Genomic DNA, 24,339 nt, shown 5'->3' on the forward strand with positions numbered 1-24,339 from the left:
CTTTTTGCCGCCCGATTTTTCGGGTCAGGCGACTGGAATGGACTGTGAACGGAAATCTTTCAGATTAAGGAAAAACCCCCTGTACTGGGTCATTCCATAGCGGAACAAGCTCCATAAAAGGGAGCATCCCATTTGAGCCAGTGCCGAATTAATAAACAAATCCTGTTTTTCCAATGCTTCCGCTAATGAGCAACTGGGCGTGTCGTCCTGTTGTTCGGACTGCTTTAATAATTCTCCAAATTCATCAGTTACAAATGGCAGGCTTGCTACCGTTTCATATTTCTCGGAGTTGGGTTGCTTTATCTCTCCGATAGTGGATAGTATAACCTGTCCTGTATGCTGGCTGTTCCCAAAGTCCAGCCAGTATTTTGGTGCGTCTCTATGATGTCTGCGGTTGTTTTGCAGGTTCAAAATATCCGCAATATCAAATCGAGCCTGTACGCTGTCTACACAGGAAATATAAAGAGTGGCTTCTACACTTTTGGGCAATCTTCCCAAAGCATCTTTTTCGAATTTAACTGTTTCCGCTTTCCAATTCGTTCCCATAAAACGGTTTGCACGGTTTACAAGGGCAACAGATTTGTACAATCCTGTTTCACATTCTGCAAAACGCTGTCTGCCCAAATTGGCACTCGTTACAATATCATCATCCCAAAGGCGGACGGATAACCCTGCGTGTCCGAGTTCAATCAAACTGTGGTTCATTTCCATTAAGGCAGTCAATACTTTTGAGCCTGTACCACCCGCACCGATTAGGTTTACGGTAATGGGATTTGTCGGACTTATCAGGTAATTGTCCATAAAATGTATTTTTGTTTTCTCTGTATTCATCACAATAGATTTTTAAGTGTTTTGTTATTCTTTTTCAATATTTCTTTGGGAAAAGGTTTCCCTGTTTGGATAAGGTCTTTCCAAAGATTTACACAATTGCCTATTATCGGACTGTTTTGCCCCAATAAATGGCTGAAATAGCTGTTGAAAAAATAGTCTTCCCAAGCCCCTGTAAATTCCTCTACCGAAGCGGAGTTTTTGATGTTGATATTGACAGAACCCATGCACACTCTGCCATCTTCATAGATGTTGAAAAAAGGCGCGAAATACAAAAGCGTTTTTTCTGTCGGTCTTCTGTCACTTGTGAGTGCAAATACCGAAAGGCTGTTTTTACTGGCATACCAAACCATAGGAGGCACATACGCCATCCCGCTCGGAATGTCCAAACCGCTTATAAAATACAGTTGTCGCCTTTGCGTCTTGGTGTACCATAATACCGCACCTTTATCGGTATTGGGATTGATCTGTAGAATGTTGGTCGGCAAAATCCCGTTGGATTTTAAAAAAGCTTTATCCTTGTCCTTTTCGGTATGCAATGCCTTTGCCAATACTTTTGCTTCCCTTTCTGTGAGTGGATGGGCATTAATGGGGTTGCCGTTTTTGTCCATATCAAAATGCTCCACATATACATCGTTATCCGTTCCTTTGGCTTCATAGAAAACCAAAGCGGATTTTGGGTGGTACAATGTTCCAAAACTTGCGGTTATATCGTTTGTGTTGTTCATTTTCTTGTCGTTTCATAGTTATACAATAGACAGCACATATCGTCCAAAAGGGCAAATAATCTGTTCTCAAAATCAAGACTGGTATTCATTACCTCATTTGCGTCAAAGCATTTGCGAATGGTAGGTTCCTGCATTGCTCCGTACTCGTTAAACTCGTTGTTGATGCTGTCGGTAATGCTCTCGTACAGCCATCCTTTGGTGTTCGATATAAAGGAAATGTACTTTTCCATGCCAATGGTTTCGCTTTCGTCCTCTTCATTGTCGGGGTCATCCTTTATGGGTGCGTTTCGGAAAATGCTTTCCTGTGGGTACTCTGTGTATAAAGCAAAGGCAGTACAAGCCGCCTGCCGACAATCGTGGTCGAAGGTATCACGGCTCATAAAAGAATTTAATCGCTGTTCAAATACCTGTAGATTGATACGGTTAAAAATCTTTTGTTCTATACAATCCCCAATCAATTCCGCTTTGCTAAATTCAAGTTGATACATTTCTGCTTCGTCTGTTTCATCATCCTGTTCCGCCCATTCCTTGTGCATTTCGTACATCCAATACAGATAGCTGTCTTCCCGTCTGTAATAGGGAATATCCGCAATATGGTACAGGTAAGAGCAGACGGAAATAAGCAGTTGTGCATTTTTTTTTCGCTTAGGGTCGTGTAGCATCTGATAAAGCGGTTCAATCGGAATGTAATACAGGGTTGTACCTGTGCTGTATTTTTCCTCGCTGATAAAATAGGTTTTCTTACTGTCCTGTAGCAAACGTATTTCCTGCCAGTTTAAAACACGTTGCTTTAGCTTTTCCTCCATATCCCATGTAGCCAATGCCAAATTGTAGGGATAGTCAAATTGGCTCGTCTGAATTGGTTCTATCTTGTAATGCTCGGCAAGTTTGGAAAGGGACTTATAAAAATCCCTCTGCGTTTTTGCTGTTTTCTCACAAGCCTGTACCGTTTTCATTTCTTTGAGTTTAGGCAGGAAAGAAGTCTTTAAAAAACCATTGGCAACATTTGCGTTGGTACTGATTTGCGTTTGTCTTTCTGAATCTCGTTTGCATCTTTTGGTTTTTGCATCCAATTCGAGAACTCGCTGAGCTGTTGGTACAATTGCCTTTGTCTTTTTTGTTCGGGTGAGCTGATTGTTCCCGATATAATGTGTTTGTGCATAATTCATCGCTTTAAAATTTAAGTTTAACCTTTAGTACCCATTACGCTCTCAAATCGGTATTCGACCGCATCGTCCCTGATGGCGGGTACAGATATTTTGGCGGTAGTCAAAATGGGGTAACTATTGGCATAGAAATTCAATACCGCTTCCACACTCCAACGTGGTTCGGGGTCGGTCAGTATAATATCCTGCCCCTTATCTTTGAGTACAAACACTCGTTCCAATTGCGTTGCTAATAACATGATTTCTGAATTTTGTGGTTATACATTCTGTTCCTGCTCTGTTCCAAAAAGGCTTGGGGTGGAAAACTTGTCGGATAACGACATTTTGCGTCTGCGTATCTCGTCAGCCTTTTCGGGGAACTCTGTTATTTCGGGTACTTTCATCCATGCATCACGGAATTTGCCTGCTGCCTCCAATTCATCCGCTTTTGCCATGCCGTCTTTAAACTTCTTGTCTTTGCCTTCCTGTTCTTTCTTCTGCCTATCAGCTTTTTCTTTCTCCATTGCGGATTGCTTTTTGGCTTCTTCCAATTGCTTCATAAATCCTTCCATATCGACCATTAAGCCCGAAGCGGTCTGTATAGGTGTGGTTATTTTTTCAAAAAAACCGTTGTCAAGTTCATCTGCTGTTCCCCGAAGATTAAGGGGCGGTATGATGTTCTTTGCGTTATCCCCGCATTGTTCGTTTTGGAGCATTACCGATACGATAAGGTTGTTTTCTGCTCCCTTTGCTATGGTCAGGTGCAAATCTCCTTGTATGTCCATCTGTGCTATCTGATTAAAAAAATTTGTGTTCATCGTGCTAAAATTTTAAAGTGCTGTTTAATCGTTCTTTTTTAAGACTACCTGCGGTCAACGAATGACTCAATTTTCAAGGTTGCCTTTCTGTTTTCCCAATAGACATACTCAAGGGCGTTTTTCTTCGTTCTGAACCTTCTGCCGTTTACGTTCCAACGTATCTTTATCCTACGGATAGTTGATGGTGTTCTGAATGCATCATACGTAATTCCCGTAATTTCTTTCTCTTTTTCGACCTTAACAACCTTGATATATACTCCCTTTTGTTCTACATGGAGATAGTGTGTTGACAGTAATAGGTTATTGTTTCTGTCAAAGATTTCAAAGCGGACATAATCTTTGTCCTTCAATATAATGTCGAACAGTTCTAATACGTTGAAGTTCCAATTAAGCAATATCCTTTCATCGTATTTCCTGTATGTTATAGTTCCGATATTCATAGCTGTTGTTTTTAAAGGCTACCACCGATTAAGGCGGTAGCCTGTGGTTGTTTAATTAAGGTTTAAGATTTCTGCTCCGTCTGTTGCAAAAGAGGTACACAGTTCAAAAGCCTTTTGGGACTTTAGCTGTGCCGTACCGCCCATTACAATACTCTGTAGCTTGGCTTCATTATCTTTGTAACTGCGTACATTTTGATAGTAGCCCGTCACAGCATTGTATGCCCCAAACAATGTGCCTTTGGTAGTATCCATCTGCTGTGTATCGCTTACCATAGCATAGGCAAAAGCATCTTCTACGGTGTTTTTGAACAAGGTGGAAACTTCATCTTCAGCTCCTTTTTTGAGCAAATCGAAAGTCTCTTTATTTGGGCAGAGTGCCAATTGGATTAGCTTTCTCATTTCTTGGTCTGTTACCTTAACTTTCGCCCACTGGTTGAATATGCCCTCTAGCTGACTGCTTAGCGTATTTGCCAATCCCATAACCTTGTGGGCATCATCCAAACGTTGTTTTGCTCCCGAAGTATGCTTGATTCTTACTACGTTGCTCATATTGCGGAGCGAAGCATTGAGGGTGTTTTGGCATACGATGCGGATAGGAGTAAAAGCGGCTGTGATACTTCCACTACCATCATGCGAAGTGGTTAAGAAAATGTACTTTTCCGTTACATCGTCGCCATTGCCTACTCGGATATAGTCGGGCAGTTTTGCCGTGATGAATATGCGTTCGCCGTTGCCCAACGCTCCTGCGGTTTCGTACAAAATTCCCTCGTCACCGCCTACAATCTCATCAAAGAAATTGAACGCTTCACGGTTTTGTACAATGTGATAGTCTTTTCCGACAACACCTAGTACGGCATTGTTATCGGTACGGATGTTGGCAAAATAGTTGGATACTTCCAATTCGCTGTTGCCTATCTCAATACCGTTTGCGGTTTCGATAATACCCGAACCTTTTGTATATAGCGGGCTTTTAGTGACTTCATAGTCTAATCCTGCGTACTTTATAGCTTCTTCACTTGTTGGGTATTGTCCCACGATTTGCCCTAAGCCGTGCCACGCTTTTTCTTTTACGCTAAAGAATGAATAACGTCCTGTTGTGCTGTTGAAATTGATATTATGTACCATGATAAATGATTTTAAAGGTTTGAAAATTGGTTGATTACACGTTGCTAAAATGGGAGGTCTTCCTCTGGCTTACTATTGTTGGTTCCTGTAGTAGCTCGTGCAGTTTCTGATTTTTTGCCCCCTAAGTGCAGTTTGATATTTGAGGTATTGAAATTCAGCCTTGCGTGTGTTTCCCCGTCATTACCTGTCCATGCTCTTGCACTTACCCTGCCTGTGAGTTCCACAAGAGAGCCTTTAGTGAGTATGCCCACTACCTTTGGGCTAATCCAATAAGCACAATCGAAGTAGGTTGTCTGCTCTATACGTTCGCCCGCTTTATTTCGGTAGCTGTCGTTGGTTGCTACTGAAAAGTTTACTACTTGTTTACTGTTAGACAATGTGCGTACCTCCGCATCTTTTGTCACTCTTCCAATGATGTTCATAGTCTGTGTTCTTTAAATGTTATACAATACTGTTTCATTTTTTTCTCTTAACCTGCCTGCCTCAAAAAGCATTTTTCCAAAAGAAAAAGGGAAAAAAGAAAGCCATAAAAAGGTATGGACAACGCGGAAAGCCAAAAGGAAACGGAATAATTGGAGGGGTACCCTTTAGGGGAGGAAACCGTTTATGCCGTAGTCTTTTGGTGGCAGGGGCGGCTGGTGTCCATAATACCTTAGCTGCCTTTTTATCCTTTTCGTATTGGGAAATGTTCCGGCAGGATTATTCGATTTTTATTCTCAGCACAAATGCTGAATAACAAAACATTGATGCAGTAGAGATTTTATTTTTTTTCTCGTGACAATCCACATTTTTTATTCATTTAAAATTCTTACTTTGGTAGCATATAAAATTTAACGAATGTCTTTATTTCAGCAATATGGATTGAACTCAGAAGAAATCAATTTGTTAGAACAATTTGACAATTAATAAAAAGATCTATGTCATTAATCAATCCTAACGATATACATTCCGCAGCTGATACTTGGAGTGGGTTTATTTACCAAGGCAAGGTTGCTCTTTATCATGTGCTAACTTTAATACTAAATGAAGCGAACGTCGATGAGCTGGAATTACAACTTGATTCTTTAGAGGATTTCGCAATTGTGAGAAATGACGGGACAAATATTGTCCCGGTGAGTTTACATCAAGTAAAAGCAATGAAGAGCCATTTGTACTCTTCCTATCAGGAAGCTTTTGCAAAACTTGAAAAAAGAAAACTTGAATTTCCGTGTGAAAGGGATGCTTTCTTTCATTTAGCCATTAATAACGAAAGGTCAAAAGCGGCAATTGAAGCTGCACATCCTACTCTTATAATTTATGAATATGATGGAGATCCTTTTTGCAGGATTGAGGATTTACAAAATAAGGCAGATAGTAAAGTTCAGTCTTGTCTATTAAAATTCGGGCTAGTTGCAGAAAGTGGAAATCCAGATTATGTTAGTATGATAAGTGAAGTTTTGGAAGAGATAATAACAAGTCAAATAATAGCAGTTCATGCTGCCAATCATGTAAAAAATGGCTTAACAATTAGTGAAGGTGCATATTATTTTACAATTCCCCTAAAGAATTTTATAGCTGAGTTAACCGCAGATGTAAACACCCGAATTTTTGATAAGAATTACTACCGTCGGGTACTGCGAAATGACCTGAATCTTTATTTCCAAGAATACTGCATGGATATTGAAAGTGAAGTGGATCAGGCTATGAAAACAAAATTATCGAGCTACTTAACATACTTCAATTCTCTGAATGATTCCGACTTTGAAAAGTTTTTACAGAATATTATGCCTCATAAAATTGTCAAATTTTCGAAACTACAAGAATATAAAGACAATACTTTACAAATAGATGAATTTAAGAACGCACTAATTTTCACCTTAAGAGAAATTCGGGATTCTGATAAAGATTTAATCAATAAGTTAGGATGGATTTGTCCGAATAATAAAAGATATTTTCCATCAACAATAAATATTTCAGATACTGCCGCAAGCAAAAAAAGAATAAGCGAACAGATTATAGGAGTAGCTTTAGATCAATTAATTGACACCCCATACAATAGTGATTACATTATTACTGAAGGCTGTCAAGTAGAATCCCTAGAAAATGAAGCTGTTAACATATTTAAGGTTGGTGACGAAAATTATGATAATATAACAAAGTGGAGAAAGCTTTCGCTAATAAATCTTGAACAAGCAAAAATAAATTTAAATGGAATCAATAATTAATAGTTTATTTGAAGAAATTGGCTTAGAAGCTCAATTGACTGAATTCGGAAAGGTTCATTATTTTAAAGAAGCAAATCAATTTAGTTTTTGGCTAGTGATAGAAGCCCCAGATTTAGGCACTATTATTGAAAATCAACCTAACTTTTTTACTGTAGCAAAGGAACTTCTTAAAAATGAATGGTTTGATAAAAATGCTAATCTATTGATATTATATAAATCCGCTTCAGAATCTTCAGTAGAAAAAAATCGACTAATTGATATTGAGGAAAACCCTTTTCTTTTTAAAAAGCAAATTTTAGTTTACACGGAGAGTGAAAAGGAAAAACTTCTAGAAGCCATAGCTGATAGCACCTTAACAACTAAAAAGTTTTTCGAACAGAAACTATTATCTAATTCTATTTTCGAGCAGCATAAAACTAATTTAAACAATAATGCTTTTGAATCATTATTGTATAGAGTTGCTCACAAAGTTCCTTTTCTAAATATAAATGTTGTTCAAAAAGACGGATTATCCGCATTGACAGAAAACAATGACAGTGAGGTCGTAAAAAATTCACAGCTAAAAGAATTAGATGATCTAATTTCTGAAATGATATTAGATAAAACATTTGATGAAGTTATGGCTATATCTCCAGAAACGGTTTATGAAAAAATTCTAATTGTAATAGATAAAGATGAAAATTAAAAAAATTAAAATCCATAATTTCAAAGTATTACGGTCGAAAGAGATTGATTTTGAATCTTCGGATCTAATAGTGTTTGATGGACCAAACGGATTTGGCAAAACTTCAATTTATGACGCGATAGAATTACTATTTACAGGAAAAATAAGAAGGTATAATGTGTTACAAGTTTTATTGATAGATGGTAGGGAATCATATCATGAACATCCTTTTTACAGTGAAGGTGCTACCGGAGATATAAGCATTTGCATTGAATTTACTAAAAATGAAGCAACTTACATTTTAGAAAGACTTGCAAAAAAAGAAGAACTAACAAACAGTGTAAATTTTTCGACTTATAAACTATATCAAAAGGAAAGTTTTGAAGCAATTGATAAAACTTTAATTGAAAACGAAGAAGAATTTTTAAATGATATTTTAGGCTCAAATTATAAGGAAAACTTTCAATTTTTAAATTATATAGAACAAGAGGATAGTCTTTATTTACTTAAAAGTCAAGATAAAAACAGAAAGCAGCATATATCACATCTCTTCAATGTTTTAGAATTTGAAAACAAAATTGCAAATATTAATCTCATTAAACAAAAGATTGAAATACTGTGTAATGCCGAAGAAAAGAAAACAATAGAAGACATTGAAGGGGGAAATTAAACAAACAGAAGATTTCCTTTCCAAAAGCTTTAATGATATCGAGTACTTAAAATTATTTCCCGAAAGAGAATATATATGGGATGAAAAAGAATTTGATTTCAAGTCGATCGATTATTTAGATATACTTGGAGAAGATGGTATTCTCACAAAATTGAAAAATCTTTTAAATCAAAAAGAAACTTTTAAAAAATATATTTATAATGAAACTATAGACTCATTACTCCGCAATGAGTCTATCCTAAAGGATTTTTGCCAGTTTTATAGTTTTATTCCGCAAAAAGAAAATTTAATTATAACTAAAGAGGCATTCATTAAAAAACAACTATATATTGAGAAACTGGAAAATTTCTCAACCGACGACCTGCAGGATGAATTTTTCGAATTTGATTTTGACGATTTCGAATTTTTAAACGTTGATTTAATTGAAGAATTTTTTGAAGAATTTGAAATTCTAAAAACAGATATACTTGCATTAAATAAATTGGAAGGTATCTATTCCAAAATCAACGAATCACGACAAAAACTTATTGAAAAGATTGAAGACTTGAAAGAGGAAGACGATTTAACTTCAGGTTCCTGCTTTTTATGCGGATATGATTGGGGCGACATTAATACCTTACTAGATAATATAACTCTTCAATCTGAAAATTTGGAAAACCTTGCGAGTGAAAGCAGTAAAGTTTTCAAAGAAAAATTTGACACTTTCAAAGTCGAAATCGTAGGTCAAATTATAACAGCTATTTCAAAAGACATTACAGATAACAGTATAGATAAAGAATTCATAAACAAACTAATTTCTTTTGAACCGACGCATTTCAACAATACTGTAAAGAATTTTGAAAAGATAAACTTTGATTACAGCGCATATTTAAATGATGTTGCTAAGGCAGATGTTAATCTTAAATTTGAAACACTAAGTACAGATTTAAAAGAAAAAAAACATGACATTAATGTTGATGAAATTGAATCACATTTTAAAGAATATTTTAATGAATACTTCGATAATAATTTTGATAAATTAACTGCTTTTGATATAAAAAATAGCAAAAATAAAATAGAATATTTAAAATATACCTATTCATTACTTCAAAATGACTTCTTGTTAGCCAAAAAACAGGAACTTAGTGAAAAGAAGATCAAATTTGAGAATGCTAAATCACTAAGTGGGCAAATTAAGCAGCTAAAAAATATTTATGATAGTTCACTCAAAAAATATCAGAAGAAAGTAATAAAAGACATTGAAATAATTTTTCATATCTATTCTGGAAGAATAATGCAGGATTTTCAAGGAGGTCTAGGTCTTTTTATATATCCGGAAAAAAACGGAATCAGATTTCAAACTAATCCGACCAAAACTTTTGATGCAATATTTTCGATGAGTTCAGGCCAACTGTCGGCCCTTATAATCTCTTTCACCTTGGCTTTACATAAGAAGTACTCTCAAAATAAAATCATATTAATTGATGACCCAGTTCAAACAATGGACGAATTAAATGTTGTAGGATTTATTGAATTATTACGAAATGAATTTAGCAAGAACCAAATTATTATATCTACGCATGAAGATATGATGTCTGCATTTATGAGATATAAATTCAAAAATTATAATTTGACACAAAAGAGAATAAATCTAAAATCATTAGAACAATCAGAAATTTAAGTCAATGGCAAATTATGATTTTTCAACATTAAACGACAGAGATTTAGAGGAATTGGCAATAGATATTTTGTCGACAAAACTAGGCTTGGATTTCCAATCCTTCAAGCCAGGTCCCGATAAAGGAATAGATTTGCGATATGCGACAATTAATGATGAAAATGAAATAATAGTTCAAGTAAAACACTTTCTTGGCTCTGGGATCGTTGCATTAAAATCTAAATTAAAAACTGAGGAACTACCGAAAGTAATAGGGTTAAATCCCAAAAGATATATTGTTATAACTTCATTGCCATTGTCGCCTCAAGATAAAGAAAGTATTAAAAGTACTTTCAGTCCGTATATTTTGTCTACTCAAGATATTTTAGGAAAAAATGACTTAAATACTTTTTTAAGAAATAACCCTAATATTGAAGAACAACATTTTAAACTTTGGCTTTCAAGTTCAAACATTTTTAAAAGAATTTTAAAAAATGGCGTTAAAGCGAGGTCAGAATTTCACGCGGATAAAATTAAAAAGCAGATAAAACTTTTCGTTCCTAACAAGGCACATAGTAATGCAGTAAAAATTCTAAATACAAATAATTTTATTCTTATCACTGGTGCGCCAGGTATCGGCAAATCAACATTGGCCAATATGCTAACATACCAACTATTAGCAAAAGATTTTGAGCTCATATATGTTCGGGAAATAACGGAAGCCGAGGATTTAATAATTCCTGGACGCAAGCAGGTCTTTTATTTTGATGATTTTTTAGGTTCTATTACTTTGGATTTAAAAAGTTCCCGAAATGCAGATTCCGCAATTGCTAATTTTATAGATATAATTAAGAATGACGGTCAAAAGAAACTTATACTTACCTGTCGGACAACCTTGCTTAATCAGGCCAAACAAACCTCAGAAAAGATTAACGACTCAAAAATAGATATTGCAAAGCATGAAGTACATATAAAAGATTATCGTGCTATTGACAAAGCAAAAATTTTATATAACCATATTTATATTTCTCAATTATCAATCGAACAGAAAAATATTTTTTTTAAAGATATGTTCTATTGGCAAGTAATTAAGCATAAAAATTACAATCCACGTGTTATTGAATACTTTACAGATAATGACAGGATAGAATCTGACAAACCATATGATACAATTGTAATTGATTTTTTAAATAACCCTTCCTTGATTTGGGAAAAGCCATTTACAAAACAAATATCATTAAGTGCTAGACTTCTTCTTACATCGTTGTACTCTTTAGGATCAAGGTTTGTTCTATTTGAAAATAGATTAAAAGAAACTTTTAGTGCTCGATTAGACTATGAGGTCAAGAACAATAACTTTGTCAAACAAGGAGATGATTACGAGGCTGTAATCAAGGAAACAGTTGGTATGTTTATTAATAGGATACTTAAGGACAGAAACACTGTAGAATTCAGTTTTTTTAATCCCTCAATAGAAGATTTCTTATACGATTATTTCACAAGAAATAAAGATGAATACCTTACTCATTTAAGATCTGCAATTTCCTATGAGCAATTTAAAGGAAGGATAATTACTACCTATGTAAAAGGGGCTAAGCAAATTTTATTTTCAGACAAAAAACTTATCGCTCAACTTTTAGAAATATTTATTTCAAAAGCACCTTATTTAAACGGTTACGGTGACAATGATCTGAATTATATAGTTATCCTCTTAAGATTATTTACGTGGAATTCTATAAGTTCACTGGTGGTGAATCGCATTAATTCTTTAAACATTAAGGTATTGGGTTGGACTGATCGTGAAAACTTAATTGAAATTTTAAGCTATATGGCTGAGCATGATCTCACAAACTGCATTGATCAACTCGACGATTTAATTTTGATTCTTTCTAAAAATATGGAGTCTCATCATAATATTGATAGTTTTTCAAAATTGATTTCAAAATATAATGTTTATAGTAGTGTAATAGAAAACTCTAAAAGTTCAAAGAATGAATACTATGATCAAATCAAACTGAATGTTGAAGAATCATGGAACAAAAATATAGATCAGTATATAAAACAAACTTATAATTTATCATCAATTATCACTAAAGATGAGTTGGTTAAAGTTGTTACAAAACGGAAGGAAGATGCAAAAAATATAACTAGGGCACTTAATATTTCTAATTCTTCTGTTGTTGATAATTATGAGTTTAATTATGACCTACAACTTGACACTAATAAGTCAGCAATATCAAGTGAAAAAGTTACAATTGGCAATTTCGAAGAAAGTCATGATCCTATAAATGAAATTATAGAAGTAAATAGACTTTTTAATTCAAATGAAATTGATGAATGGAATGATTTACCATTTTAGAAGAATAATTCATAGGAAGCCAAATCCACAGGAACACGATGAAATCAAATCTGCCTTGCTACCATTTAAGGCGATAGCCTATAGTCATTTATTAAGGTTTAAGATTTCTGCTCCGTCTGTTGCCAAAGAGGTACACAGTTCAAAAGCCCTTTGGGACTTTAGCTGTGCCGTACCGCCGATTACAATACTTATCTTGGCTTCATTGTCTTTGTAATTGCGTACATTCTGATAGTAGTCTGTTGCGGAGTTGTATGCCCCAAACAATGTGCCTTTGGTGATGCCCTGCTGTGTATCTCTTATCATAGCAAAGGCATCTTCTACTTCATCTTCAGCACCTTTTTTGAGCAAATCGAAAGTCTCTTTGTTCGGACAGAGACCTAGGTGATTTTGTAACCTTACAAAATATAAATGATGCAAAACCATCTACAGCGGGTATCCGAATGGGATATGCACTATATATTTCATGATTGCTATCTTGCCATTTCAGTTGCAGCTTCAAACTGAAAAATATTAATTTGACATAACAAGCCAAATAATTCCAAAAAAAGACATTCATTATAAGAATGTATGGTTCTTAATTAATTTTATTGCACAAACCGAAATAAATTGGTAATTGCAAAATTTAATTCAAAAAGAGGGGATGATGAGTGATATTTTAACAAAGGATGATTTGCGGCAATTTGGCTTGCTCTTGATAAATGATATCCGTAAAATAATGGAAGATGCTCAACTGGACGAGAAAGAAAATATTCACCCAGAATGGCTCAAAAGCCGAGCAGTTAGAAAATTGATGGATATGTCCCCAGGATCATTGCAAAATTTAAGGGTAACAGGGAAAGTGCGGTTCAAGAAAGTATTGGGTTCCTATTACTATAATAAAGAGGATTTAAGTAAACTGTTTAGCGAAGACTAATAGTCATGGATTTAAATGAACTACTGGATTACCTGGCTGTTTTTGAAAATGACAGCAGGTTGAATGTCTGGCATTTTGCTCTGCTAAGTGCAATTCTGTATTTAGGATACCGACAGGGGCAAAAAAGGACTATACATGTAAGCAGGAGTAAAATCATGGCGCTGGCACATATCCATACCCTGCCAACATATCATAAGTACTTTAAGCAATTACAAGAAATGGGATATGTGAGGTATACACCTTCTTATCATCCAGGTTACAGAAGTAAGGTTGAATTATTGATTGAGCCATAAAATCTATGAAACAGATTTTATGGCTCTTTGTTATGGATGTGGAATCATTAGTGTCTTCTAACTAGATTTCGCAATTCAGTACCAATAGATTCAAGTTGCACATCAGAGGATGGTTCAGCAGCAGAAGTTTTATTACCAGCGAAAGAAAGTTTTTCCTTCATATCCAAAATTTCTTTTTCAAGTCTCTCCAAAATTAATAAGCCATTGACTGGGTCTAAGGTTGTTTTCGTATTTAACTTATTTCTCAATTCCATCATTTGCCGACCAACTGTCTGTTGTTCGGTTATTGCATATTCTTCTGTTTGTTTTACTGACGAATGGCCAAGCATTTCCTTTACAACATGAATAGGTACATCATTGTTAAGTGTTACTGTGCTTCCAAAAGTTCTTCTGGCTTTATGTGTATTTAATACACAAGTTATCCCACACAGATCAGCAATTTCTTTTAGGTATTCATTCATTTTTTGATTTGATTTTACCGGAAGAACACTTCTTCTGGTAAGACAAAGTGGATGGTCTTTGTATTTTTCTATAATTTCAAGAGCCTTGGGCAATAATGGAATATTTGTTTCTGATTCTGTTTTTTGGCGGTCCGACATAATCCAGTATTCCCCATCAATGCCTATCTTGATGTCTTCTTTCTTAAGTTGGTATGCATCAATGTACGCAAGACCAGTATAACATTGGAAGATAAATACATCGCGTATAACAGTCAATCGTGGAGTAGAAAAAGTATGGCTCTCTATCTTATGCAGTTCGACAGCTGTGAGTGGTTTTTTCTTGGTTTTAGTCTTTTTTCCTTTAAATTTTTTAAAAGGGTCTTCCTTAATAATTTCCTTATCTATTGCTCTTCGTACAATTTTCCTGAAATTTGTAATGTACTTTAAGGCAGTATTGTTATTACAACTCTTTACTGTCTTAAGATAAAATTCATAATCTTTTATAAATTCATAATTCAGGTCCCGAAATTCCATGTCTTCCAAGTTGAATTTGAACAATAGAAATTCTTTTATATGTTTTTTGGATATTTCAAAACGTTCATGTGTTCCAATGGCGTATTCCCCTGTATCTACAAGGGCAAATAATTCATCATTGTGCTTAAGGAATTCTTCAAGTACTTTTACCTTTTGGGCTACTCGTCCCAGAATAAAATCTATTATCTTTTGGGAAGAAATAAAATGCTCTGCATAAACTAAATCATTTCTATACCGGTTGACTTTAGTCTCAATTGTAGTAAGAAAAAAATTAGTGGTTCTCGCATCTTCTTTTGTACCTATAGCTCTTTCTGCTTTTTGATCCCATCTGGTAATATCCCATTTACGTTTGGTGGAAGTTTCCTTAGGGATCCCATCAACGGTAATTCTTAGGTAAATATACCTGAGATTGCTTTTTTTTCGTGGAACCTTCAAAAAGAAGGTTAATCCAAAACTGCTTTCTAACATAATTCAACGATTTAAATGAGTAAATGTCGAATTATAGCGTCTAAAAATCAAGTCGTTAACGTACTTTACATGTTGGTTATCAATGGTTTAACCTTTATTTTGTGGCACATTTTTTCTAAATTTAAAAGTGCCATAAAAATGCCATGTAATTTTGAGCGTTTTTGAAAATTTTGGAGAAAACAGGTAGAAATAAAAAAACCTGCAAATCCGAAATTTGCAGGTTTTTAGTAAGATTGTGGAACTTTATAATATCATTCCTAAAATAGGTGGTGGGCGATGAGGGGTTCGAACCCCCGACCCCCTCGGTGTAAACGAGGTGCTCTGAACCAGCTGAGCTAATCGCCCTAGTGCAGTTTAGTAATTTTCATTACCTTATTGCGAGTGCAAATATAAGCTTGTTTTTCGTTTATCCAAAACATTTCCGCATAAATTTCAATATTTTTTTCAGATAAATTTATATTAGATTGGTATTTAATTTATTAGGTTTAATAGATTTTTCAAATAAACTCCGTCTTGCAATCTGTAAACGGAGTTTATTTGGAAATTCATAATTTATTTGGATAGGGTGGGTTCATTGTGGTAAATAAAATCACCATGGATACCTGTAAATGCCATGTTCAATCCATCAAAAAACACTTTTCTGTCTTCTTCTTTAGGCCATGCGGTTTTTATTAATTCATTTTGCTTATCACTGGATTTTTCTAAATCTGACAAAGAATCATAATAATAGGCTTCGAGAAAATCCCTGCTGTCAGATCCCCAAGCATGACGGTTTGGGTAATATCCTTTAATGTAAGGGTTATTCATAGTTATTTTTTCATTATATTCCTTGAGGCCTTTTCCTTGTCCGTTCAAGGACAGTTGTGATTTTCGTAGATAGACGATCATCGGTTCTTTTGAAGTGGCTTTGAATTCTTTAGTGCCAGTAATAGAAGAATAGATTTCATCAGAATGCATTTTGGAATAATAAGTGTTGTATTTGTCAAAAAAATCCTTTCTGATTTTTTCGTCTGGCCAACCTTTTTTGATTAATTCATCAGAAACATCATTTGCTTTTTCGATATCTTCCCAGGTTTTAAAAACAGATACCAATAATACCTCAGAGCTGTTTTCTGTGAAATAATGATTAAGAATTTCGGAGCCAATTATTAAATCGTTCTTACTGGTAACTTTATCAAAATATTCTTGTTCTGTTTGTTTCCAATCTTTCCTATCGGTATCTAGATTCCTGTGCAATGTCGTCACTGTAATAAATACAGGTTTTGGATCTTCTTGAGCAAACATTCCAATACTAAACAGGAATGTTAAAATTAACAATCTCAATACTAAATTGTCTTTCTTTTTCATAATAGTTTAAGAATTAAGTGATTAATAAATAAAAATAGCCACATAAATTTAACTAATTATGAGTCAGTTAGTTGCGAAAACAGAAAATTTATTTTAGGTGATAATTACTGCCGAAAGTTAAATCCCTTTATTTAAAGGTAATTCAGCGACTACAAAGGTGCTGCCACCAATAAAGATAAAATCATTTTTTGTAGCATTATCTCTAGCAACGTCATAAGCATCTGTTACAGAGCGGTATGTGTCTCCAATAAGGTTGAATTTTTTTGCTTTTTCTTGTAAAATTGTAGCGTCTAACCCACGTGCAATGTTCGGTTTACAGAAATAATAGAGCGCATTTTTTGGGAATAAAGGTAAAATTTCATCTAAATCTTTGTCATTCACCAGGCCTACCACAATATGTAGTTTTTCAAAGGTTTCTTTTCTAATCTGGTTCATGACAATTTCTAATCCGTTTTTGTTGTGTGCGGTATCACAAATAACTTTCGGGAATTCGGCTAGTTGTTGCCATCTTCCTTGAAGCCCGGTGTTTTTTACGACCTGTAATAAACCTGATCTAATATTTTTCGGACTGATTTTGAATTCTTTTTGTCCATTTAAAATGACAATAGTTTGCAGAACTGTTTTCTTATTGTGCAATTGGTAATCGCCAATTAAATCAGAGGGGTACGTTGCTGTAATTAAATCAGCGGCAAAATAGATTTCGGAGTTGCATTCTTTGGCTTTTGCCAAAAAAATGGGTTTGGTTTCAGGAGTGTATTCTCCAATCACTACAGGAATATTTGGCTTTATGATTCCCGCTTTTTCAAAAGCAACAGCTGCAAGTGTGTTGCCAAGAAATTGTGTGTGATCCAATCCAATATTCGTTATTACGGATACAAGTGGTGTAATGATATTGGTGGCGTCTAATCGTCCGCCCATTCCGACTTCTATAATGGCGATATCTACTTTTTCTTTTGCAAAATAATCAAAAGCCAGTCCAACGGTCATTTCGAAGAAACTCATATCGTTTGCTTCAAAAAAAACTTTGTGCTTATTTATAAAATCAGAAACAAATTCTTCAGCGATTTCAATTCCGTTAATTTTGATGCGCTCCCGGAAATCTTTTAAATGGGGAGAAGTATATAGTCCAACTTTATAGCCTTCTTCTTGGAGTATCGAAGCCAGCATGTGCGAGGTGGAACCTTTCCCGTTCGTTCCTGCAACATGAATGCATCTTATTTTTTCTTGAGGATTCTCAAGATAGTCTATGAGTAAATGAGTATTGGTTAAATCTTTTTTATAGGCCGAAGCGCCTTGAAGTTGGTACATCGGGAGTTGATTAAACATCCAATTTATAGTTTCCTGATAATTCATTTTTTGAATAAAATAGTCGTTGTTTAAAATATTTTTCGATTTTTTTAGTTTAATAGTACATCGAAAAGTATCTTTATTGCAAAATTGAAATAATTTTTAGAATTAATGAGTAAAAATCAATAATAATATATGTTTAATTTTATACAATTACAGGCCGACACTATTGCCAATGCTGCGTCAAACGTAGTTATCGAGAAAATTGCTCCAAATACAGAAATCTCTGTTTTGGAATTTATTTTAAAAGGAGGGTTCTTCTTAATCCCAATTTCAATCCTATTATTCTATACTTTTTATTTGATTATAGAACGTACTTTGTACATTAGTAAAGCATCTAAAATGGATAATCGATTGATGTTAGATGTCAGAGATAATCTAAATTCCGGTAATTTGGATTTGGCTCGATCCATCGCCGAAAGAAGCAACACGTCTTCCGGGAACATTATTAAAGAAGGAATTCTTGTTATTGGCAGACCTATTGCTGAAATTGAATCTAATATGGATCGTGCGGCAGACATTGAAATTGGAGAAATGGAAAAGCATTTGGGACAATTGGGTCTTATTGCAGGGATTGCGCCTACATTAGGATTTATCGGAACAATTTCTGGAGTAATTAAAATATTTTACAGTATTTCAGTTACTGAAAATATTAGTATCGGTAATATTTCCGGAGGTCTGTACGAGAAAATGATCAGCAGTGGTTCTGGGTTATTAGTTGGAATTATTGCATATAGTGCCTACCATTTATTAAACGGAAGAATTGATAATTTTGCTTTAAAAATTCAAAAACAGATACTGGAATTCGTAAATATTATTCAAAGATCGTAACATGTCTATAAAACGAAAAAGAAGATTTCATGCCGAAGTGGCTACTTCGTCATTAAGTGATATTATGTTTTTCTTGTTGTTGTTTTTTCTGATTATATCCACTTTGGCTAATCCCAATGTTATAAAAATGACATTGCCAAAAGCAAAAGCTAACGAGAAAACGAACAAACAATATATTAGTTTGTCTGTTACGGAAGACAAGAAATTCTATATCGACAAACAACCTGTCGCATTTGAGGAGTTAGAAACGACTTTAATGTCTAAAATGAATAGTGAAAAGGATCAAACTGTTGTGGTCAGAATCCCATTTAATTTGCAAGTGCAAGACCTGGTTGATGTATTGCAGATAGGAGTGAAAAACAATTTGAAGTTTGTGATTGCCACGAGTCCAAAGTAAATAGAAATGGTTTCAAACCTGAATTTTACTTGTTCAAATTGATTTAAATTATAAGTGAATTGTATAAAAAATGCCTCGATCGAGGCATTTTATGTTTAAACTATTTGAATTTTGTATTTTAGTTTTAATTCAGATTAAAATTGTAAACGATTTTTCCCACCTGTTTTTCAGGAGCATCGCTACTGGCATCCCATTTAGTATTCATTGCTGCAATTCTTGCCTGATCTAACAAACATCTGGCTGTGTTAGTTGTTCCTTTTATTCCGGCAATTGCATTTATTGTTCTTCCGTTTCTATCGACAGATACTTCTACAACAACTTTCCCTTCTTCATTACACGTGTATTTTGGTGCTGGTTTAGAAACTGCTTTTCTGTTTCCCAGAGAGTATCCGCTACCGCCGCCGGAACCGCTACCGCTTCCTCCGCCGCTGCCAGAGCCATATCCGCTTCCGGTTCCTATTCCGGTTCCGGTGCCATTTCCGCCACCTGTTCCTCCTCCGGAACCGCCGCTTCCATAATATCCGTTAGAGCTTAAGCTTCCATTGGATTTTCCTTTATTTCCAGCTGCTTTGTCATCACCATCGCCTCCTTTATTGGAACCTTTTAGAATACTGGATAGCGCATCGTTTGTATTGTTGGAAACTTTAGGTTTTACAACGACTGGTTTTGGTTCGACTTTTACAACAGTAATAGGTTTTTTAGTTTTTTCTTTTTGAGGAATGACAACGCTTTCCTCGGCGCTGTTTTCCTGGGATAAAATAGCTTCGTCAGGTTTGGTTTTTGTTGGTGTCTGTTTCGTATGGTTTTTAACTTGCAAAACTTCACTTTTATAATTAGCTCCCGAACCTAAATCGCTGTCTCCAAAATTCACGGTAACACCTCCGCCGCCTCCGCCGCCAGCAAGTTCGGCCATGTTTGATGGTGGCCAAAATCGTATGAAAAATAAAATTAACAACAGGGTCGCATACAAAAGAATGGATAGTGCTAATGATTTCTTTTGATCTGATGAAACGGTGGAACTCATTGGTGTTTTAAATTTAAAAAAGTGTATTACTAAAAAACGTTGAAAAGTACTAAAAATTGTCAAGAGTAAAAAGCTACTGAAAGAATATAAAATAAGATTGCTTTTATTTCAAAATGGAAATAAGAAAAGGGATTAAACGGATTTAGTAAAATCTGCTTAATCCCTTTTGCATTAGTAAGTAAAAAGAATGTTGTTTCTTTTATTTTAAGTAAGCTGTTTTAGTGCGATTTCAAAAGCAGTTGCACTTATATTTGTTTTGCTGGGATTCAAATCATGAGCTTTTTCAATTGCTTTTTTTATCGTTTCCGATGTATCATGAAAGATAGCTTCGTCGGTCATTTGTACTTTCTTTTCCATGAAATACGCAAAAACACGAGCCATTCCACAGTTGGAAATAAAATCGGGAATCAAACTCACTTTATGATCAACGTCTTCCATAATTGGACCGAAAAATATTTCTTTGTCGGCAAAAGGAACATTAGCGCCACAAGAAATTACTTCAAGACCATTGGCAATCAGGCTGTCAATTTGAGATTGGGCTACCAATCTGGATGCAGCGCAGGGAGTGAATATTTCAGCACCGATTGTCCAGATTTTCTGATTGATTTTTTCAAAAGGAATCATGTTTTCGGCAACCAGTTTGTTTCCTTCTTTAGCAAGGAATAATGTTTTTATTTCTTCGAAAGTAAAACCTTCTTCGTTTATTAGTCCACCATCTCTATCAATAATACCGATGATTTTTGCTCCCATTTCTGCCAGATAAAATGCTGCAGCAGAACCTACATTTCCAAAACCCTGAACAATAGCCTTCTTGCTTTTTACATCTCCGCCATAAATAGTGTAATAGCTACGAACAGCTTCAGCAACGCCAAAACCAGTAATCATGTCTGCAATTGTATATTTTCGAGAAACATCGGGGGAGAATTTTGGGTTCTCAATTACTTTAACCACACCTTGACGCAATTGACCAATTCGATTGATTTTATCCGCTTCAGTAGGTTTGAAGTGGCCATTAAAAACGCCTTCCTGCGGATGCCAAACACCACATTCTTCAGTCATGGGGATCACTTCATGAATTTCATCCACATTCAAATCACCGCCAGTTCCGTAATAACTTTTCAATAAAGGAGAAACCGCTTTGTACCAACGTTGCAAAACGCCTTTTTTTCTTGGATCATTCGGGTCAAAATTAATTCCCGATTTAGCACCGCCAATTGCAGGTCCTGAAACCGAAAATTTCACTTCCATTGTTTTTGCCAAAGACAAAACTTCATTCATATCCAATCCTTTTCTCATACGGGTTCCGCCGCCGGCAGCGCCACCACGAAGAGAATTAATTACAGTCCAGCCTTCGGCTTCGGTTTCCGCATCTTTCCAATGGAAAACTATCTCAGGTTCTTTATTTTCGAATTTCTTTAATAAATCTTTCATTTATTGCGATATGTTTAATTTTGACAAATATAAAAAATAGAATAATGCGAATTATGTATTTTTAATATTATTTTGCGTAGTAAATATTTCCAGAGCTATGGTCCGTTTTAGCGCCCGTAACACTACTCAAAACATTGATTTCTCCTCGTAATTTTAAAACACCAAGCAAAGCAAAAATTAAAGCTTCTTTGAATTCCAGGATTTTGGCTGATGGAATTATGATTTTCATTTCCGGCAAATAGGATTGAATGCGTTCCATAAGAAAATCATTGTAAGCACCGCCGCCAGTTGCATAGAGACTTCCGCTTTTATTGGGCAGAGCCAGGGCGATTTGCAAGGCCACATGTTCGGTGAAAGTGTGTAATTTGTCTTCAACTGTAATTCCGAAACTTTCGATTAATGGTAAAACGATTTCTTTTACAAATTCAAAACCCAGTGATTTAGGATACTTTTTTTGATAAAAATCCAAAGTGTTTAACTTGTTTAGCAAATTAGTATCAGTTTTTCCAGTTCTTGAAATAGTACCTTTATCATCATAATCCAATCCCAATTGATTGGCGTAAAAATTTAAAACGGTATTTACGGGTGAAATATCAAAGGCAATTCGTTGCTTGTTTTGTTCAAAAGACACATTCGAAAAACCACCTAAATTCATGCAATAATCGTATTCAGGAAATAATATTCGATCGCCAATCGGAACCAAAGGAGCACCCTGACCGCCAAGTTGGACATCCTGAACTCTGAAGTCGCAGACTACCGTTTGGTGAATTAAAGAAGCGATTTCGGGTAAATTGCCAATTTGAAGTGTAAACCCATTCTGGGGTTGATGTAAAATAGTATGTCCATGGGAACAAACGGCATCCAGGTTTTCGATTTTATGTTTTTCAATAAAGACTGTAATAATGGAAGCGAGAAGTTGCGTGTAGTGCTGATTTAATTTTTCGAGTTGTTCTTTAGAATAATCTACCGCAGTTTTTAGGGTTTTTACCCAGTTTGAGCTATAGGCTATAGTTTCGCTTTCAAGAATTTCAAAAGACCATTTATTGTTCTGTACTTTAAATTGGATATGTGTTAAATCAACACCATCAAGCGAAGTTCCTGACATTACTCCGATAACGTTATAGTGATCTTCTTTCATTGAGCGAATTTATAGGTCAAAATTGATAATTTAATAATAAATAAGTATCTTTGGGTGCTTTTTTTATGTAAAAAGTAATTTAATGCAGGTAACTTAAAACAATAGTCAATTTTTTAGCAAAAAGTAAAAAACATAAAAAACTTTCTTAAGGTGTAAATTTAAGGATTGTAATTGAGTAATTTTACTTTTATTTGTAGAGTTGAAATTTTAATAATAAACAAGATATAGTTATGGATTTTAATCTAACCGAAGAGCAGTTAATGATTCAGCAAGCAGCTAAAGATTTTGCTCAAAACGAATTATTGCCAGGTGTTATCGAAAGAGATGAATTCTCTAAATTTCCGACTGAACAGGTGAAAAAAATGGCAGAGCTTGGTTTTTTAGGAATGATGGTCGATCCTAAATATGGCGGTTCCGGATTGGATAGTCTTTCTTATGTTTTGGCGATTACGGAAATTGCAAAAGTAGATGCGTCTTCAGCAGTTGTGATGTCTGTCAATAACTCTTTGGTCTGTGCAGGTTTAGAAAAGTATTGCAATGAAGAACAAAAAATGAAGTACTTAGTTCCTCTTGCCAAAGGAGAAGTAATAGGTGCTTTTTGTTTGTCTGAACCTGAAGCAGGTTCTGATGCCACTTCGCAGAAAACGACTGCAATCGATAAGGGTGATTATTATTTACTGAATGGAACCAAGAACTGGATTACCAATGGATCTTCGGCATCAACTTATATTGTAATTGCTCAAACTGATGTTGAAAAGGGACATAGAGGAATTAACGCATTTATAGTTGAAAAAGGATGGGCTGGTTTTGATATTGGTCCAAAAGAAAAAAAAATGGGAATTCGTGGTTCGGATACGCATTCCTTAATGTTTAATGATGTTAAAGTGCCAAAAGAAAACCGAATCGGAGCAGATGGATTCGGATTTAATTTTGCTATGAGTGTACTGAATGGCGGAAGAATAGGGATTGCTTCCCAAGCTTTAGGAATTGCCACCGGTGCTTATGAGCTGGCTTTGAAATATTCACAAGAGCGTAAAGCTTTTGGAAAGGAAATTTTCAAACACCAAGCGATTGCTTTTAAATTAGCGGATATGGCAACTCAAATTATGGCAGCCAGAATGTTGTGTTTTAAAGCGGCTTCTGAAAAAGATTTGGGAATGGATATTTCGCAATCGGGGGCGATGGCAAAGTTATTTGCTTCCCAAACCGCTATGGACACTACTATTGAAGCCGTTCAGATTCACGGTGGAAATGGTTATGTGGCGGAGTATCATGTAGAGCGTATGATGCGTGATGCTAAAATTACTCAAATATATGAAGGGACATCTGAAATTCAGCGTATTGTGATTTCAAGAACACTGGTTTCTTAAATAAAATTATAGGCCTATTAAAACCCTTTCCAGTTTTCGATTGGAAAGGGTTTTATTTTTCAAATTGTTTTTTTTATCTATTTGAGCGTAAAACCCCGATGCCTTTAGGCTCGGGGATGTAAGCGAACGTACAGTGCTTACCCCTGTGTTTCAATATATTTTCGAATTGTTTCGGTGGATGCATTTCCA

General features: G+C 35.1%; 24 protein-coding genes, 1 tRNA gene and 1 pseudogene. 10 read left to right on the plus strand and 16 right to left on the minus strand.

The window, feature by feature from the left end; genetic code table 11:
• Nucleotides 1-24: 24 nt before the first annotated feature.
• Genes ACNQGH_RS13720 through ACNQGH_RS13755 form a run of 8 tightly spaced genes read right to left on the minus strand, consistent with a single transcriptional unit; the run spans nucleotide 25 to nucleotide 5,506 of the window.
• A complete protein-coding gene (locus tag ACNQGH_RS13720) occupies nucleotides 25-831 on the minus strand; it encodes a PRTRC system ThiF family protein (RefSeq protein ID WP_417956578.1) in 807 nt (268 codons plus the stop codon).
• Nucleotides 831-1,556, minus strand: a complete 726-nt coding sequence (locus ACNQGH_RS13725) for a PRTRC system protein B (RefSeq protein WP_417956579.1) — start codon at nucleotides 1,554-1,556, stop codon at nucleotides 831-833. The genes ACNQGH_RS13720 and ACNQGH_RS13725 overlap by 1 nt, the downstream gene beginning before the upstream one ends.
• Nucleotides 1,553-2,725: a hypothetical protein gene (locus ACNQGH_RS13730; RefSeq protein WP_417956580.1), complete on the minus strand. Its 1,173-nt coding sequence runs from the start codon at nucleotides 2,723-2,725 to the stop codon at nucleotides 1,553-1,555. The genes ACNQGH_RS13725 and ACNQGH_RS13730 overlap by 4 nt, the downstream gene beginning before the upstream one ends.
• A gap of 17 nt (nucleotides 2,726-2,742) precedes the next feature.
• Nucleotides 2,743-2,961, minus strand: coding sequence for a PRTRC system protein C (locus ACNQGH_RS13735; RefSeq protein ID WP_417956581.1), 219 nt, complete (start codon nucleotides 2,959-2,961; stop codon nucleotides 2,743-2,745).
• Nucleotides 2,962-2,979: 18 nt separating this feature from the next.
• Nucleotides 2,980-3,519 carry a PRTRC system protein E gene (locus tag ACNQGH_RS13740; protein WP_417956582.1) on the minus strand — a complete coding sequence of 180 codons (540 nt, stop codon included), beginning with the start codon at nucleotides 3,517-3,519 and terminating at the stop codon, nucleotides 2,980-2,982.
• A gap of 44 nt (nucleotides 3,520-3,563) precedes the next feature.
• Entirely contained in the window at nucleotides 3,564-3,959 is a 396-nt protein-coding gene (locus tag ACNQGH_RS13745) for a hypothetical protein (RefSeq protein ID WP_417956583.1), read from the minus strand.
• 51 nt (nucleotides 3,960-4,010) lie between these two features.
• Nucleotides 4,011-5,084, minus strand: coding sequence for a DUF932 domain-containing protein (locus ACNQGH_RS13750; RefSeq protein ID WP_417956584.1), 1,074 nt, complete (start codon nucleotides 5,082-5,084; stop codon nucleotides 4,011-4,013).
• A gap of 44 nt (nucleotides 5,085-5,128) precedes the next feature.
• A complete protein-coding gene (locus ACNQGH_RS13755; protein WP_417956585.1) occupies nucleotides 5,129-5,506 on the minus strand; it encodes a single-stranded DNA-binding protein in 378 nt (125 codons plus the stop codon).
• A gap of 495 nt (nucleotides 5,507-6,001) precedes the next feature.
• On the opposite strand from ACNQGH_RS13755, the gene ACNQGH_RS13760 reads away from it, so the two are divergent.
• Genes ACNQGH_RS13760 through ACNQGH_RS13780 form a run of 5 tightly spaced genes read left to right on the plus strand, consistent with a single transcriptional unit; the run spans nucleotide 6,002 to nucleotide 12,617 of the window.
• Complete coding sequence (locus ACNQGH_RS13760; RefSeq protein ID WP_417956586.1) at nucleotides 6,002-7,288, plus strand: ABC-three component system protein; 1,287 nt, start codon at nucleotides 6,002-6,004, stop codon at nucleotides 7,286-7,288.
• Nucleotides 7,272-7,973 (plus strand): ABC-three component system middle component 1, encoded by a 702-nt coding sequence (locus tag ACNQGH_RS13765; protein ID WP_417956587.1) that lies wholly within the window; start codon nucleotides 7,272-7,274, stop codon nucleotides 7,971-7,973. The genes ACNQGH_RS13760 and ACNQGH_RS13765 overlap by 17 nt, the downstream gene beginning before the upstream one ends.
• Nucleotides 7,963-8,622 (plus strand): AAA family ATPase, encoded by a 660-nt coding sequence (locus ACNQGH_RS13770; protein WP_417956588.1) that lies wholly within the window; start codon nucleotides 7,963-7,965, stop codon nucleotides 8,620-8,622. The genes ACNQGH_RS13765 and ACNQGH_RS13770 overlap by 11 nt, the downstream gene beginning before the upstream one ends.
• A complete protein-coding gene (locus tag ACNQGH_RS13775) occupies nucleotides 8,606-10,282 on the plus strand; it encodes a hypothetical protein (RefSeq protein ID WP_417956589.1) in 1,677 nt (558 codons plus the stop codon). The genes ACNQGH_RS13770 and ACNQGH_RS13775 overlap by 17 nt, the downstream gene beginning before the upstream one ends.
• Nucleotides 10,283-10,286: 4 nt before the next feature.
• Nucleotides 10,287-12,617 carry an nSTAND3 domain-containing NTPase gene (locus tag ACNQGH_RS13780; RefSeq protein WP_417956590.1) on the plus strand — a complete coding sequence of 777 codons (2,331 nt, stop codon included), beginning with the start codon at nucleotides 10,287-10,289 and terminating at the stop codon, nucleotides 12,615-12,617.
• An 84-nt stretch (nucleotides 12,618-12,701) separates the two neighbouring features.
• Here ACNQGH_RS13780 and ACNQGH_RS13785 read toward each other — a convergent pair.
• A pseudogene (locus ACNQGH_RS13785) lies at nucleotides 12,702-13,016 on the minus strand (DUF932 domain-containing protein); the annotation flags it as partial.
• Between the two features lie 214 nt (nucleotides 13,017-13,230).
• Between ACNQGH_RS13785 and ACNQGH_RS13790 the strand changes: the two are divergent.
• Together ACNQGH_RS13790 and ACNQGH_RS13795 are read left to right on the plus strand one after the other, a co-directional pair.
• Complete coding sequence (locus tag ACNQGH_RS13790; RefSeq protein WP_417956591.1) at nucleotides 13,231-13,530, plus strand: DNA-binding protein; 300 nt, start codon at nucleotides 13,231-13,233, stop codon at nucleotides 13,528-13,530.
• 5 nt (nucleotides 13,531-13,535) lie between these two features.
• Nucleotides 13,536-13,823: a hypothetical protein gene (locus ACNQGH_RS13795; RefSeq protein WP_417956592.1), complete on the plus strand. Its 288-nt coding sequence runs from the start codon at nucleotides 13,536-13,538 to the stop codon at nucleotides 13,821-13,823.
• A 47-nt stretch (nucleotides 13,824-13,870) separates the two neighbouring features.
• On the opposite strand, the gene ACNQGH_RS13800 is transcribed toward ACNQGH_RS13795, so the two are convergent.
• The 4 genes from ACNQGH_RS13800 to ACNQGH_RS13815 form a co-directional block, all read right to left on the minus strand.
• Entirely contained in the window at nucleotides 13,871-15,265 is a 1,395-nt protein-coding gene (locus tag ACNQGH_RS13800) for a site-specific integrase (RefSeq protein ID WP_417956593.1), read from the minus strand.
• Between the two features lie 267 nt (nucleotides 15,266-15,532).
• A tRNA-Val gene (locus ACNQGH_RS13805) sits at nucleotides 15,533-15,610 on the minus strand.
• Between the two features lie 207 nt (nucleotides 15,611-15,817).
• A complete protein-coding gene (locus ACNQGH_RS13810) occupies nucleotides 15,818-16,612 on the minus strand; it encodes a hypothetical protein (protein ID WP_417956594.1) in 795 nt (264 codons plus the stop codon).
• A gap of 117 nt (nucleotides 16,613-16,729) precedes the next feature.
• Nucleotides 16,730-17,965 carry a bifunctional folylpolyglutamate synthase/dihydrofolate synthase gene (locus ACNQGH_RS13815; RefSeq protein WP_417956595.1) on the minus strand — a complete coding sequence of 412 codons (1,236 nt, stop codon included), beginning with the start codon at nucleotides 17,963-17,965 and terminating at the stop codon, nucleotides 16,730-16,732.
• Between the two features lie 129 nt (nucleotides 17,966-18,094).
• Here ACNQGH_RS13815 and ACNQGH_RS13820 point away from each other — a divergent pair, with 129 nt between their 5' ends.
• Complete coding sequence (locus ACNQGH_RS13820; protein WP_417956596.1) at nucleotides 18,095-18,790, plus strand: MotA/TolQ/ExbB proton channel family protein; 696 nt, start codon at nucleotides 18,095-18,097, stop codon at nucleotides 18,788-18,790.
• Nucleotide 18,791: 1 nt separating this feature from the next.
• Nucleotides 18,792-19,187 carry an ExbD/TolR family protein gene (locus tag ACNQGH_RS13825; protein WP_416857279.1) on the plus strand — a complete coding sequence of 132 codons (396 nt, stop codon included), beginning with the start codon at nucleotides 18,792-18,794 and terminating at the stop codon, nucleotides 19,185-19,187.
• A gap of 124 nt (nucleotides 19,188-19,311) precedes the next feature.
• On the opposite strand, the gene ACNQGH_RS13830 is transcribed toward ACNQGH_RS13825, so the two are convergent.
• The 3 genes from ACNQGH_RS13830 to ACNQGH_RS13840 form a co-directional block, all read right to left on the minus strand.
• The gene (locus ACNQGH_RS13830; protein ID WP_417956597.1) at nucleotides 19,312-20,211 is read right to left on the minus strand and encodes an energy transducer TonB; all 900 of its coding nucleotides are present in this window, start codon (nucleotides 20,209-20,211) and stop codon (nucleotides 19,312-19,314) included.
• A 204-nt stretch (nucleotides 20,212-20,415) separates the two neighbouring features.
• Entirely contained in the window at nucleotides 20,416-21,642 is a 1,227-nt protein-coding gene (locus ACNQGH_RS13835) for a Glu/Leu/Phe/Val dehydrogenase dimerization domain-containing protein (protein WP_417956598.1), read from the minus strand.
• Between the two features lie 67 nt (nucleotides 21,643-21,709).
• Nucleotides 21,710-22,780, minus strand: a complete 1,071-nt coding sequence (locus tag ACNQGH_RS13840) for an anhydro-N-acetylmuramic acid kinase (RefSeq protein ID WP_417956600.1) — start codon at nucleotides 22,778-22,780, stop codon at nucleotides 21,710-21,712.
• A gap of 230 nt (nucleotides 22,781-23,010) precedes the next feature.
• Here ACNQGH_RS13840 and ACNQGH_RS13845 point away from each other — a divergent pair, with 230 nt between their 5' ends.
• On the plus strand, nucleotides 23,011-24,150 hold the full coding sequence (locus ACNQGH_RS13845) for an acyl-CoA dehydrogenase family protein (RefSeq protein ID WP_417956601.1): 1,140 nt from the start codon (nucleotides 23,011-23,013) through the stop codon (nucleotides 24,148-24,150).
• The last annotated feature ends 189 nt before the right edge of the window (nucleotides 24,151-24,339 follow it).

It is taken from the genome of Flavobacterium kochi, from assembly GCF_048286715.1.
Classification (GTDB): domain Bacteria; phylum Bacteroidota; class Bacteroidia; order Flavobacteriales; family Flavobacteriaceae; genus Flavobacterium.

What these genes read in the sequence shown, in the direction of transcription:
- ACNQGH_RS13750 (WP_417956584.1), bottom strand. Translation starts at nt 5,084, where the DNA reads ATGGTACATAATATCAATTTCAACAGCACAACAGGACGTTATTCATTC.
- ACNQGH_RS13720 (WP_417956578.1), bottom strand. Translation starts at nt 831, where the DNA reads ATGAATACAGAGAAAACAAAAATACATTTTATGGACAATTACCTGATA.
- ACNQGH_RS13835 (WP_417956598.1), bottom strand. Translation starts at nt 21,642, where the DNA reads ATGAAAGATTTATTAAAGAAATTCGAAAATAAAGAACCTGAGATAGTT.
- ACNQGH_RS13830 (WP_417956597.1), bottom strand. Translation starts at nt 20,211, where the DNA reads ATGAGTTCCACCGTTTCATCAGATCAAAAGAAATCATTAGCACTATCC.
- ACNQGH_RS13745 (WP_417956583.1), bottom strand. Translation starts at nt 3,959, where the DNA reads ATGAATATCGGAACTATAACATACAGGAAATACGATGAAAGGATATTG.
- ACNQGH_RS13815 (WP_417956595.1), bottom strand. Translation starts at nt 17,965, where the DNA reads ATGAATTATCAGGAAACTATAAATTGGATGTTTAATCAACTCCCGATG.
- ACNQGH_RS13840 (WP_417956600.1), bottom strand. Translation starts at nt 22,780, where the DNA reads ATGAAAGAAGATCACTATAACGTTATCGGAGTAATGTCAGGAACTTCG.
- ACNQGH_RS13760 (WP_417956586.1), top strand. Translation starts at nt 6,002, where the DNA reads ATGTCATTAATCAATCCTAACGATATACATTCCGCAGCTGATACTTGG.
- ACNQGH_RS13740 (WP_417956582.1), bottom strand. Translation starts at nt 3,519, where the DNA reads ATGAACACAAATTTTTTTAATCAGATAGCACAGATGGACATACAAGGA.
- ACNQGH_RS13780 (WP_417956590.1), top strand. Translation starts at nt 10,287, where the DNA reads ATGGCAAATTATGATTTTTCAACATTAAACGACAGAGATTTAGAGGAA.
- ACNQGH_RS13725 (WP_417956579.1), bottom strand. Translation starts at nt 1,556, where the DNA reads ATGAACAACACAAACGATATAACCGCAAGTTTTGGAACATTGTACCAC.
- ACNQGH_RS13770 (WP_417956588.1), top strand. Translation starts at nt 7,963, where the DNA reads ATGAAAATTAAAAAAATTAAAATCCATAATTTCAAAGTATTACGGTCG.
- ACNQGH_RS13765 (WP_417956587.1), top strand. Translation starts at nt 7,272, where the DNA reads ATGGAATCAATAATTAATAGTTTATTTGAAGAAATTGGCTTAGAAGCT.
- ACNQGH_RS13825 (WP_416857279.1), top strand. Translation starts at nt 18,792, where the DNA reads ATGTCTATAAAACGAAAAAGAAGATTTCATGCCGAAGTGGCTACTTCG.
- ACNQGH_RS13730 (WP_417956580.1), bottom strand. Translation starts at nt 2,725, where the DNA reads ATGAATTATGCACAAACACATTATATCGGGAACAATCAGCTCACCCGA.
- ACNQGH_RS13845 (WP_417956601.1), top strand. Translation starts at nt 23,011, where the DNA reads ATGGATTTTAATCTAACCGAAGAGCAGTTAATGATTCAGCAAGCAGCT.
- ACNQGH_RS13810 (WP_417956594.1), bottom strand. Translation starts at nt 16,612, where the DNA reads ATGAAAAAGAAAGACAATTTAGTATTGAGATTGTTAATTTTAACATTC.
- ACNQGH_RS13735 (WP_417956581.1), bottom strand. Translation starts at nt 2,961, where the DNA reads ATGTTATTAGCAACGCAATTGGAACGAGTGTTTGTACTCAAAGATAAG.
- ACNQGH_RS13755 (WP_417956585.1), bottom strand. Translation starts at nt 5,506, where the DNA reads ATGAACATCATTGGAAGAGTGACAAAAGATGCGGAGGTACGCACATTG.
- ACNQGH_RS13795 (WP_417956592.1), top strand. Translation starts at nt 13,536, where the DNA reads ATGGATTTAAATGAACTACTGGATTACCTGGCTGTTTTTGAAAATGAC.
- ACNQGH_RS13800 (WP_417956593.1), bottom strand. Translation starts at nt 15,265, where the DNA reads ATGTTAGAAAGCAGTTTTGGATTAACCTTCTTTTTGAAGGTTCCACGA.
- ACNQGH_RS13820 (WP_417956596.1), top strand. Translation starts at nt 18,095, where the DNA reads ATGTTTAATTTTATACAATTACAGGCCGACACTATTGCCAATGCTGCG.